General features: G+C 38.5%; 9 protein-coding genes. 4 read left to right on the top strand and 5 right to left on the bottom strand.

Going from position 1 to position 12,807, the window contains the following annotated elements; all coding sequences use genetic code 11:
• The first annotated feature begins 284 nt into the window (after positions 1-284).
• The 4 genes from AC0IWE_RS06275 to AC0IWE_RS06260 all read left to right on the top strand — a co-directional run bounded on the left by AC0IWE_RS06275 (position 285) and on the right by AC0IWE_RS06260 (position 4,756).
• Positions 285-1,613: a rhamnogalacturonan acetylesterase gene (locus AC0IWE_RS06275; RefSeq protein WP_471792386.1), complete on the top strand. Its 1,329-nt coding sequence runs from the start codon at positions 285-287 to the stop codon at positions 1,611-1,613.
• Positions 1,614-1,801: 188 nt separating this feature from the next.
• The gene (locus AC0IWE_RS06270) at positions 1,802-1,942 is read left to right on the top strand and encodes a hypothetical protein (RefSeq protein ID WP_471792385.1); all 141 of its coding nucleotides are present in this window, start codon (positions 1,802-1,804) and stop codon (positions 1,940-1,942) included.
• A gap of 92 nt (positions 1,943-2,034) precedes the next feature.
• The gene (rhuM, locus tag AC0IWE_RS06265) at positions 2,035-2,247 is read left to right on the top strand and encodes a RhuM family protein (RefSeq protein WP_471792384.1); all 213 of its coding nucleotides are present in this window, start codon (positions 2,035-2,037) and stop codon (positions 2,245-2,247) included.
• A 163-nt stretch (positions 2,248-2,410) separates the two neighbouring features.
• Entirely contained in the window at positions 2,411-4,756 is a 2,346-nt protein-coding gene (locus AC0IWE_RS06260) for a beta-L-arabinofuranosidase domain-containing protein (protein WP_471792383.1), read from the top strand.
• A gap of 417 nt (positions 4,757-5,173) precedes the next feature.
• Here the strand turns inward: AC0IWE_RS06260 and AC0IWE_RS06255 are convergent, their stop codons facing one another.
• The 5 genes from AC0IWE_RS06255 to AC0IWE_RS06235 form a co-directional block, all read right to left on the bottom strand.
• The gene (locus AC0IWE_RS06255; protein WP_471792382.1) at positions 5,174-6,148 is read right to left on the bottom strand and encodes a glycoside hydrolase family 43 protein; all 975 of its coding nucleotides are present in this window, start codon (positions 6,146-6,148) and stop codon (positions 5,174-5,176) included.
• Position 6,149: 1 nt separating this feature from the next.
• Complete coding sequence (locus AC0IWE_RS06250) at positions 6,150-7,085, bottom strand: glycoside hydrolase family 43 protein (protein WP_471792381.1); 936 nt, start codon at positions 7,083-7,085, stop codon at positions 6,150-6,152.
• A 5-nt stretch (positions 7,086-7,090) separates the two neighbouring features.
• Positions 7,091-9,022: a glycoside hydrolase family 97 protein gene (locus AC0IWE_RS06245; RefSeq protein WP_471792380.1), complete on the bottom strand. Its 1,932-nt coding sequence runs from the start codon at positions 9,020-9,022 to the stop codon at positions 7,091-7,093.
• A gap of 4 nt (positions 9,023-9,026) precedes the next feature.
• Positions 9,027-10,568: an alpha-N-arabinofuranosidase gene (locus AC0IWE_RS06240; RefSeq protein WP_471792379.1), complete on the bottom strand. Its 1,542-nt coding sequence runs from the start codon at positions 10,566-10,568 to the stop codon at positions 9,027-9,029.
• Positions 10,569-10,657: 89 nt separating this feature from the next.
• Complete coding sequence (locus tag AC0IWE_RS06235) at positions 10,658-12,586, bottom strand: alpha-L-arabinofuranosidase C-terminal domain-containing protein (protein ID WP_471792378.1); 1,929 nt, start codon at positions 12,584-12,586, stop codon at positions 10,658-10,660.
• Positions 12,587-12,807 lie beyond the last annotated feature (221 nt).

The following is a 12,807-nucleotide window of genomic DNA, read 5'->3' as shown; positions in this document are numbered from 1 at the left end:
ACGGGAATGATGAATGAAGTGAGCAGATTTTTTAATAATCTCCTTTTATTTTAAATGAACTTTTGAACAAAATTCGTATTAATAATTTCCAAATGCTGCTTTATTTGAGAGGATTATGAACATTTAAAATTAAATTTTTAAATGTTCCGCGCACTTAGGGTTTAAATGGGAATTGTTTTTATATATTCGTTAATAAATGTCTGATAGACGTTTATTTAACCAAATTTATAAGAAAGCAATCGGGATTATCTCATTCCAAAACAGATTGAATAAAAACAAACCATATGAGCATTCAAAAGTTTATTAAACCATTTATTTTTCTTGGTTTAATGGCCAATTTAGTACAGGCACAGCAAAAAACAGGTTATAAATTTGATTTCGGACCTGGAAAGGTTGCCAAGGGATATACGCAAGTTTTACCTACCGATGCTTACACCAAAGAAAAAGGCTATGGTTTTGATTTTGACTCGAAAGTGGAGGGGATTGACCGCGGGGGAAAGAATTCTTTAACATCGGATTTGGTAAAAAGTAATCAGCCATTTTATTTCTCGGTAGCAGTTCCCGAAGGCAATTATAAAATCACGGTTACTTTTGGCGATCCAAAAACAGGTGCATTAAGCACGGTAAAGGCCGAATCAAGAAGATTAATGCTAGAGGATGTAACAACCGCTGCTGGCCAATCGGTAACAAAAACTTTTATTGTAAACGTTAAAGATAAACACATTAACGACGGGCAAGTGGTTTCGCTAAAACCTCGTGAACTTAGTAAACTCGACTGGGATGATAAACTTACACTGGAATTTGATCATCAAACTGCATTACAAGCACTCGATATTACAAAAGTTGAAGATCAGGTTACTGTTTTTCTGGCCGGAAATTCGACTGTGGTAAACCAGGATGATGAACCCTGGGCATCGTGGGGGCAAATGATTCCACGTTTTTTTAAACCTGGAGTTGCCATCGCCAACCATGCCGAATCGGGCTTAACACTCGGTTCGTTTTTGGGGAGCAAACGCTTAGCAAAGATTTTAAGTGTAATGAAGCCTGGAGATTACCTTTTTATAGAATTCGGGCATAACGATCAAAAGGATAAAGGTCCAAATGATGGTGCTTACAAATCGTATACAGAAAGGTTAAAAACCTATATTTCAGAAGTGAAGAAAAAGGGTGGAATCCCGGTTGTGGTTACTTCAACAAGCAGAAGATCGTTCGGTGCTGACGGGAAAATTGGAAATTCTTTAGGGGATTTTCCTGAGGCAGCGCGCAAGGTAGCCGCTGAAGAGAAAGTTGCGCTTATTGATCTGAACGCCATGACATCGACACTTTTTAATGCTTTAGGCGAAGAACCATCAAAAAAAGCATTTGTTCACTATCCAGCCAACAGTTATCCAGGCCAGGATAAGGCATTGGCCGACAATACGCATTTTAATCCTTACGGTGCCTATGAAATCGCTCAATGCATCATTTTAGGCATTAAGGAGCAAAAGTTGGGCATTGCAAAATATTTGGTAGATGATCTGCCGAAATTTGATCCTGCAAAACCTGATAACCCTTCCAACTGGCATTGGCCGGAGAGCCCTAAAAGTAGTGTAGTAAAACCTGATGGGAATTAGCATAAGCATAATGCTAAACTTACCTGGTAATACTAGGTTTTATGGAGGATTTCCAATTTCAAATTTAGTATACAAAACTTCGGCTTTGCTGTTAAATAATGATTGAATGGTGGTTTAGTTGCAACTAAAGTTAATAACTTAACTTTAACCAATAAAATCTGATTAAATACTTAAGGTAAAAGTTAATAATGGAAGAAACCAAAATTATTATATATCAAACAGAAGACGGAACAACAAAAATAGAAACCCGATTAGAAGATGAAACGGTTTGGTTAACTATTGAGGCAGATGTCTACATTATTTCAAAAGTCGCGCTCTACCATAAATGAGCATATATTAAATATCTATAATGAGAATGAGCTAAAAATCGACGAATCTATGAGAAAAATCGGAATTTCCGATTTTTCTACGAATTAATAGAATGGTTACGGCCTATTTAAAGCTTGCAGAATTACAGGCATTGAATCGAAGACCTATGTATATGAATGACTGGATTGAGCGCTTAGATGACTTTATTAGAATGACAGGAAACGATGTTTTAAAAAATAAAGGGACAGTAAGTCACCAGCAAGCTCTAAAAAAAGCAAATGATGAATATGAGAAATACAAAGAAAAAACAAGCTTTAGGTGGTAGAAAAGGATTTTCTAAAGCAGATAGAAGTAACGGCAAAAAAACTTAGTCATAAAAAATCTAACAAGTAGTTTATGGCTAACTATCCTGTTTACCAGAAATAACACATTTAGCATTCAAAAAACATAAATTCTATAGTACCCGTTTTTATTGCCAATTAAATTAGATGAAAAAAATAATTACTGCTGTCGTATTTATCGCTTTTTACTCAACGGCCTTTGCACAAAACAGCCTGCAACCATTTAATTTAACAGAGATAAGGCTGCTCGATGGGCCATTTAAGCAGGCTCAGGAAACGGATAAAAAATACATACTTACTTTAAATCCGGATCGGCTTTTAGCTCCTTATTTAAGAGAAGCAGGGCTTCAGCCGAAAGCCACATCTTATGGCAATTGGGAAAATACCGGGTTGGATGGACACATTGGCGGGCACTATTTATCGGCTTTGGCTTTAATGTATGCTTCAACTGGCGATGCCAGGGTGAAGGAACGGTTAGCGTATATGATAGCTGAACTGGATAAGTGTCAACTAAAAAATGGCGATGGTTATTTAGCGGGCATTCCAGGTGGGAAAGAAATGTGGAAGGAGATCAAAGCTGGAAATATAAAATCATCAAGTTTCTCTTTAAATGGAAAATGGGTTCCTTTGTACAACATCCATAAAATTTACGCTGGCCTTTACGATGCTTATGCGGTTGCGGGCAATGCAAAGGCAAAGCAGATGCTCATTAAATTAACAGATTGGTGTTTAGATCTGGTTTCAAACTTATCTGATAAGCAAGTACAGGAATTATTAAAAAGCGAGCATGGAGGCTTAAATGAAACTTTTGCACATGTTTATGCGATAACGGGTGATCAAAAATATCTTAAACTAGCAAAACAGTTTTCGGATCAATCTATCCTAAATCCGTTGCTAAAAAATACTGATGCCTTAAATGGCTTGCATGCAAATACACAAATTCCTAAGGTAATTGGTTTTGAGGAAATTGCTTTGCAAAGTAAAAATACCGACTGGGCGGACGCTGCAGCTTTCTTTTGGAAAACCGTAGTAGAGCACCGTACAGTTGCCATTGGTGGAAACAGTGTGAGGGAACATTTTCACCCGGCCAATAACTTTTCTTCGATGATTGAATCGCGTGAGGGCCCGGAGACCTGCAATTCTTACAATATGCTGAAGCTAACCAAACAGTTGTTTTTGGCTGATCCTTCTAACGCCTATCTCGATTATTACGAACGTACACTTTATAATCATATCCTTTCATCGCAAAGGCCTGAAGGTGGTTTTGTATATTTTACGCCCATGCGTCCGGGGCATTACCGAACCTATTCAAGTCCGCAGGAAAGTTTTTGGTGTTGTGTTGGCTCGGGATTGGAAAATCATGGCAAATATGGAGAATTGATTTACGCACACAATAAAAACGATTTATATATAAACCTTTTTATCCCTTCAACCTTAAATTGGACAGAAAAAAGCATCAAACTTACACAGCAAACACTTTTTCCAGATGCTGAGAATAGTACGGTTAAACTTCAGTTGAAAAAAAAGCAGCGTTTTGCGCTGCATATCCGCCAGCCTGGCTGGCTAGCGCAAGGAAAAATGACATTTTTGGTGAACGGTAAAAAAGTAAAAGCTAAATGTGAAGCAAATGGATATGCTAGTATCGACCGTGTTTGGGCTACAGGCGATGTGGTAAATATTTCGCTACCGATGCATACCACTACCGAGTTTATGCCCGATGGCTCTGATTGGGTGGCCTTTCTCCACGGACCGATTGTACTTGCGGCTTCTATAGATACTTTAAATCAGCCCAATTTAACAGCCGACGGCAGTAGAATGGGGCATATTGCTTCTGGTGCTTTATACCCAATCAGCGATGCGCCACTGGTTACCGGAACTAAAAATGCCTTGGCAAGCGAAATAACCCTAACCGATAAAAAGAGTTTAACTTTCAACGCTCAAAATGCGATTTATCAACCAAAATACAAATCTTTAAAGTTAGTTCCTTTTTACACTTTGTATGATAAGCGCTATGTGGTTTATTTTCCGTATAGCAGCGTTGAAGCATTGTCAGAGCGCGCAAATGCGATTAAAATTGCTGAAGAAAAACAATTAAAGATTGAACAACAAACAGTAGATATGGTTAACCCAGGCGAGCAGCAACCTGAATCTGATCATAATTTTAAGGGCGAACAAACCGATAACGGAACCTACCGGGAGAGGTATTTTAGAAATGGTAAAGCATGGTTTAGTTATGGACTTAAAAATAATGATTTATCTGCAAATAAGCTAAGTATAACTTATTACGGAAAGGAAAAGAATAGGAGTTTTTCTATTTTGATCAACGGTACTATAATAGGGAATGTAAAATTAGATGGAAGTAAGGGAGATGATTTTTACACTCAAGAATATCAAATTTCAAAAGAATTTTTAACTACTGATTTGGAAGTGAAATTTATAGCCGATCAGGGATCGGCAATTGCAAACATATACGAGGTGAGGTTGGTGAGATAAGCTAATTGTGTGGGTGAATAAAGTATTGTTATTGGTGCTAAGGATGCTGAAACGATTTCAGCAAGAAGTGTTTAAGTTATTTGCATGGTGGTCTGTGAGGACACAGACCACGGGATTGCATTAACGTATATTCGTCCTCCTGAACTTGTTTCAGGATCTATTTGATAAGGTATTGTTATTGGTACTGAAGATGCTGAAACAAGTTCAGCAAGAGGTGTTTAGGTTATTTGTTTGGTGGTCTGTGAGGACACAGACCACGGAGTTATATATGTTTTTCCGTCCTCCTGAACTTGTTTCAGGATCTATTTGATAAGGTATTGTTATTGGTACTGAAGATGCTGAAACAAGTTCAGCAAGACGTACGACTGAGATTAGTGGTCTGTGAGGACACAGACCACGGATATAATAAATAGCATATTACTTTGCTTTTTTAACCCCTTCAGACGTCATTACTACACGTTTCATCGTTCCATCTGCATTGTAATTTAAGTAATCGATGCAAACTGAACGCCTATAACTTCCACCATCGTTGTTAATTGCGCCATTGTGGTAAATAAAATACGATTTACCTTTAAAATCAATAATCGATTGGTGGTTGGTATTTGAATTTCCGGCAATTTCATTCAAAATACCTTTATATTCCCAAGGGCCGTTAATATTTTTGCTCATGGCATATACAATCTTCTCTGGAAATTGCGAGGCATAGGATAGATAATACCAACCTTTCCGTTTATGTATCCAGGGAGCTTCTGTAAATTCAGGTAGATTCACCTTTTGAATCGGACCATCCAGTTCGATCATGTTTTTTTTCAACCTGGCATAATAACATTGTTGATTTCCCCAAAATAAATAAGCCTGTCCATCATCATCGATAATAACCGTCGGGTCAATGTCATCCCAGGTTATCTTCACATCTGTAGTCATATTATTGGTAATCAAAGCTTTTCCTAGAGCATCTTTAAATGGTCCCCTTGGGTTATCTGCTACCGCCACACCAATAGATTTGCCATGGATACTTCCATGCGTAATGGCCACATACCAATAAAATTTACCATCCCTTTCAATCACCTGCGAAGCCCATGCATCATCTTTTGCCCAGCTAAAATCTTTTGCATTCAGTGGCGATTTATGTTCTTTCCAGGTAATCATATCTGCTGAAGCGTAACACAGCCACTCGTGCATTTCGTAGTTATTTTTTGGTGCCGGTGCCACATCGTGTCCGGTATATAAATAAACCGAATCGCCATAAACGTAGGCGGCAGGATCAGCCGTGTATTTATCGGTAATAATGGGATTGCCTTTTGAAACAATTATTTTCTCTTGTGCTTTTGCCACAAGCTGGGCAACAGAAAGCACTAAAACCGATCCGTATAATTTGAAATTTTTGAACATATTATTGACTTAGCAAGGTTTTAAGTTCTTTTTCTTTAATTTTTAAAATGGTACCGTGTCTTAAACCTTTGGGTAATGAGATTTTATCAGAAACATCACTCCAGCTTTTTAAATCTGAAGATTCTATCGCACCATATTTATGGTCTCGGTATTTATCAAAATATACCAACCAAATGTTACCTACTTTTAATGTGGTTGGTCCTTCGGCCCAGTAATTTCCGGTAATTGGGTTCCCTGCTTTGCTATATGGACCAATTAACTGATCGGCATAGGCCATTTTTATGTTCTTTTGTGCTGGCTCGCGGGTTTCATCTTTTAAAAACATGATAAACTGTTTACCCTCTTTTACAATCGTGGCATCAATTACATTAAAGCCCGGATCGTAAAGTAATTTTGTTTCCGAAAAGGTTTTAAAATCTTTTGTGGTAACATAATACATCCGGTGATTGTATCCACTTTCTTCAGTTGAAGCCGTTTCATTAAATTTATCTTTAATGGTTGTGGCCCAATAAATCATATAGGTTTTACTACTGTTATCGTAGGTAATTTCAGGAGCCCAGGTATTTCTGGCACCATCTTCTTTCGCCATCACAGGTAAAAACTGCTGTTCGCTCCAATGGATTAAATCCGTTGAGCTGGCGTAACCGATCCCTTTATCTTTCCAGCTAACCGTCCACACCATGTGAAACAAGCCATCGGCCCCGCGGATAATACATGGATCTCGCATCAGTTTATCATTGCTTACGGTAGGGGTAAGAAAGGATTGATCATTTTTAAGGGCTGCCCATTTATAGGCATCGGTACTATAGGCAAGGTGCAAACCATCTTCTCCATTACCTTTAAAATAGGCAAAAAGATAAATTTCTTTTTTTGATTGTGCCTGCGTATTTAAGATTACTGACAGTAATAATAAGGACAGGTATATTAGTTTTTTCATATTATTTATTGTTCTACAACAATTACAAAGCCGCCAAAAGCTTTTATATTAAACGCCTGATTTTTACTGCTGATTTCTTTTTGACTGAATGAAAAATCTGCTTCCCCATCAGTGATCATTTTAGCTTTTTTACCGTTAAATTTAGATAAATCAATCTGAACCGTTTTGCCACTACCTTCACCATTTATCCCTGCTATATACCATTTAGAGCCTGCCTTGCGCGCCATTACAACAAATTTACCTGGGTATCCGTCAATAAGTTGGGTATCGTCCCAGCTGGAAGGAAAGTTTTGCAAATAGGATTTTACATACCCAGGTACAGTAGCCATTCCATCAGGAGATTCGGCCAAATGCTGGACACCTGACTGAAAAATTACTGGCAGTGCCAATTCGAATGCATGGGTTGTTTTCCGTTTAATTTTTGGGATTACAGATAAATTCATTGGTGTGAAATCCATCGGATCGAAGATATTCCTCGTAAATGGAATGGTTGTAGCATGTAATGGCTCCTCATTGGCATTATTCTGATCGAAAGTGATAAATTCCATGCCTTTTATTGATTCCATCGTAACCAAATTTGGGTAGGTACGTTGCCATCCGCGGGGCAAGGTTGCACCATGACAGTTTACACTTAAACCAAATTTTGCCGCATCTTCGAAAATCTCAAGGTAATAACGGATCATCGATTGTCCATCACCTCCAAAAAAATCGACTTTGATCCCTTTAATGCCCATTTTTTGCAATAAAGCAAATTCTGTTAAGCGGTTTTCGCGGGTGGTTAATTTATTCTTTGGCGTGTATTTTACAGTATTCCAATCTCCGGCCGAGTTGTACCAAAGCAATAAACCTACATTTTTTGATTTTGCATAGTCGGCCAGTTGCTGCATCTTTTCGTATCCGATTTTGGTGTCCCAATCCACATCAATCAAGCAGTACTCCCATTTCATGTCTGCTGCAAAGTCGATGTATTTCTTCTGGATATCGTAAGTTATTGAATTGTCTTTTAACATAATCCAGCTCCACGAAGCTTTACCCAATTGATAAAGATCTGGATTGATATCTGCTTTTGCAGGAGCAGCTAAATCAGTACCTAAAGTAGATTCGGTTACTTTTTTAAGACTACCTACTGCAATTACACGCCAAGGCGTATACCATGGTAAGGCCGATTGTGGATTTACATTTTGATTGGTAAAAGCTTCTCTGGCATCTGGAAAACCGACCTGATAATTTCCTCCTGCTGAATTTTGCTGTATTCGGGTTGCACAGTAACTGCCATCTAAACCCACTTCGGTAAGCAATAGCCAGGTATTTTTATAGTTAAATAATGCCGGATAAACCCATCCTGCTGCTGTTGGTGCAGGTCTGCCCACGCTGATTTCTTTTTGATAATATTCTTCATAAGATGGGTTGGTACTTTCCCAGCCGGTTTTAGCTACAGACATGGGTTGCATCCACGCTTTGGTACTTGGAAAAAAATGGAAGGCTGTTTTTTCTTCCGTAATTTTTTTGAGCTGCGTATCTGTTTCGGGGAAATAGTAACGAAAAGCAATACCATCATTTGAGACTTGAAAAATCACATCCATTTTTTTTGAGTTTGCATTTTTCAGGTGAAAAACCCTTTTATTGGCCAAGTATTCATTTTTAAGCCTCTTGCCATTTTTTAAGGTATAGTTATCTGTTATTACCTCGTTTTTTGAAACAGATACTACAGATAAATTGTTAGCAAAATCTGCATCCTCACGTATTAAACCTATTGCAGAATTTGCCAAAACAGGTTCATTTTTTCTATTTATGGTGTAAAAAACCTGTTTATCTTTTAAAAAGACAGAAACACTCAATTCTTTATCCGGACTTTGAATGTCGTATTTTGTTTGCCCTTTTAATACCTGGGTAGCTGAAAGTAAAAAAAGGATAACACTGGTGATTTTGTATTTCATGAGGCTATTTTAATTCGAGAACAACAACAGATTGAGCGGGTAATTCTACTCTTAGTGCATTACCTGATTTTTTTGCACCGTTAAATTTTGCATTGTGTACTTTGTTCAAATCGTTGAATGTGTTTACATCAGTAAGTTTAGCTGAAGTTAAAATCTGTCCGGTAACCGAAGTCCATTTTAAGCCCTCTAAAACGGTGCTTAAGGCAATTTTTTTGTTAGGATCCAGATTTACCAATGAAATGTGAATTGCACCCGTAGCATCCTGTGAAGCGGATACATTTAAGGCCGGGATTTTTTGATCGCCCACCACATAATCAGGACTGGTGAAAGTTATCGGTAAATATTTGGCATCCTGGTGCACTTTATACAGGTCGAAAACATGATAAGTAGGGGTAAGGATCATTTTATCTTTTTCGGTCAAGATTAATGCCTGCAAAACATTAACGGTTTGTGCCAAATTGGCCATTTTAACACGATCGGAGTGGTTGTTGAAAATATTCAAGGTGGTACCTGCAATTAAAGCATCGCGCAAACTGTTTTGCTGGTATAAAAAACCCGGGTTTGTGCCTGGTTCCACATCCGTCCAGATTCCCCATTCATCAACCACTAAAGCCACCTTCTTTTTAGGGTCGTATTTATCCATAATTGCGGCGTGTTTGCTAACCAGTTCTTCCATTTTTAAACAGTTTTTCATGGTCGAAAAGTATTGTGCTTCATCAAATTTCGTTGCAGATCCCTTTGAACCCCAATTTCCGGTAGGGATAGTATAATAGTGAAGCGTTAATCCCCACATCTGGTTACCAATGTTTTTCATACAGGTTTCCGTCCAGTTGTAATCGAAAGAGTTTGCGCCACTGGCAATCCTTTTTAACGGTGCACCAGGGTAGTTTCGGGCATATGTGGCATATCTACGGTACAAATCAGAATAATAAGCAGGTGTCATATTTCCTCCGCAACCCCAACTTTCATTACCAACACCCCAGAAAGACACTTTCCATGGTTTTTCTCTTCCATTTTGGCTGCGGATAGCCGTCATGGGGCTTACCCCATCAAAATTCAGGTATTCTACCCATTTAGCCATTTCTTCAACAGTTCCGCTGCCCACATTGCCCGCTATATAAGGCTCACAATCAAGCATCTGGCATAAATCCAAAAATTCGTGTGTACCAAAGCTATTGTCTTCCGTTACGCCGCCCCAATTGGTATTTACCATTTTCGGCCGTTGGTTTCTCGGCCCTATGCCATCCCGCCAATGGTATTCATCGGCAAAGCAACCTCCCGGCCAGCGGAGGTTCGGCACTTTAATTTTTTTTAAAGCTTCTACAATATCCAACCTTATTCTTCCTTTATTGGGGATAGTCGAATTTTCGCCCACCCAAAAACCATCATAAATACAACGGCCCAAATGCTCAGAAAAGTGACCATAAATGTGTTTGCTCACAATTTGATCGCCCGCAGGTTTAATGGTTAATTGCGTTTCGTTTTGTGCGTGCACTAAAATAGAACTGCAGAACAAAGCGGCAGATAATAGCAGTTTTTTCATCATGATTTCGTTAAATCTATTGGTTAAATGGAATTTTGATAACGTTAAAGGAATAAGGCTTTAAAGCAATGCTCAGTTTTTTGCCTTTTAGGTTAATGGAGCTTTTTCTGCGGGCTTACTGCTTCAGGATTTTCGAAAGAATTAAGCTGGTTAAGGTTATTGCTGGCAATTTCCTCCGTTATGGCTTTACTTTTTAGTTTTATTTTCCCTTCAAGATCAAAATCTATGTTTTGCACCTGATCGGCATTATTGGCAATTTTAATAATGAGTTCTTTTTTGTGCTGATCAGTTACTGCAGAAGCATAAAGTCCATTTTGGCCGATAATATTTTTTTCATCAAGTGTAATTGGTACCACATCGGTTCCTTTATTTGTAGAAAATTGTTTCTGTACATAATAATCCGGTGTGCCATACGATTTCAGGTTATCAACCCAAATCATATCCGGTGCCCATTGCCAGGCATCAATATGGGCAAAAAGAGGGGCGTATGAGGCCATTTGTACTACATCGGCATTGCGCTCCAAGCCTGTCATTAATGAGGCCGAAGCCAGGGCACTTTGCCAGTTGTTCCTATTGCTGCCAACAAAATTTTTATCTGCATGTACGGCATATTCACCAACAAAAATCTTGGTTCCATTTCTTGGATAGTTATCGTAGCGGCCGGCATTTTTTAAAAACCAATCAGCTGGGCGGTAATAATGCTCATCAATAAAATCGGCGTTGTTATTTCTCAAAGTGGTGTTTAATAAATTAAAACGATCACCTTCAGGATCGGTACCTGAACTGTTGATGAGTTTAAAATTGGGATATTTGGCCTTTATTGCTTTAGTAAAAATGGCTACTCTTTCCAGGTATTGTGGCCCCCAGTTTTCGTTGCCAACACCCATCATTTTTAAATTAAAGGGTTTGGGATGGCCTAAATCTGCACGCATTTTTCCCCATTTCGTTGTTATATCGCCATTGGCAAATTCAATCAGATCTAAAGCATCCTGTACGTATGGATCAAGTTCATCAAGCGAGGCTACTTCAGCCGAATTAAACTGGCAGGCCATACCGCAATTTAATATCGGTAAAGCATCCGAACCAATATCTTCTGCAAGTTGAAAGTATTCAAAAAAGCCCAAACCGAAACTCTGGTAATAATCTGGCGCAGGGCGGTGCGCAAATTCGGTATTCCAGCGGTTCATAATCAACTGCCTGTTTTCAATTGGGCCAATGGTTTTTTTCCATTGGTAGCGGTTGGCCAAATCGGTTCCTTCTACAATACAGCCGCCAGGGAAACGGATAAAACCAGGTTTCATGTCGGCCAGTAACTGCACCATATCGGCCCTTAATCCTTGCGGACGATTTTTCCAGGTATCGCCAGGAAAAAGTGAAATCATATCCAGATCGATGTTTCCATTGCCTTGAAATAATATGGAGAATTTCGCTTTTGGATCGGTTTCAGTTGCTGTAAAACTGGCTGATTGCTTTTTCCAGTCGCTACCCGTTTGGTCGGGTGTTAAATTTCCTTTTCCGATGATTTTATTATTGCCATCCTTTAACAACAGCACAAATTTCACTCCGGGCTGAGATTGGCGGTACATAATCGAAAAATCGTAGCGCAAACCTTTTTTTACGCCTATGCCTTTAAAGCCTTCGTTGATGAGTTCGAAGTCGTCAGTTTGTTTTTTTACCTGTAAATATCTGGGGTTGGCAGTATTTACCTCTTTACGGTTTACCACCAATACTTCGCCTTCCTGTGGTTTTTTACGTTGAATTGTCCAGCCCATTAAAGGTTTCGCAAATTCGAATGATCGGTTTTTGATTAATTCAGCATAAATACCGCCATCTGCACCAAAGTTAATGTCTTCAAAAAAAACACCCCACATGTTGGGTTGTACTTTGGCAATAACCTGGTCTGTTTTAACTTTAATCACCTTTGTGGCCTGGGCCTGCACTTCAGATGTATATCCGATACCAGCTAAAAAACATGTTGCACAGGCATAGAACACACTTTTTACAGGGTAATTTAATTTCATACGGTTTAATATTTGGAAGATTCTATTGGTAAAAGTAAAATATTTAAAATAATAAACGTCATGTAAACATTTATTTTTTTTATCAATCTTTTAGTTTGTTGGTAAATTCTACAATCTTAGCATGGCAGGAAATGGTATAAATGGGCTTAAGTTTTACTTAGGTAGTAAAAGGGTTTAGTAAAGTAACTTTTTAGTTGCTGTTTAAAATTAATTTTTACTAA

The sequence above is a fragment of the Pedobacter sp. AC402 genome, from assembly GCF_979252805.1.
Note: the sequence above shows the minus strand (reverse complement) of the source record. Positions and strands in the feature narration are given on the sequence as shown.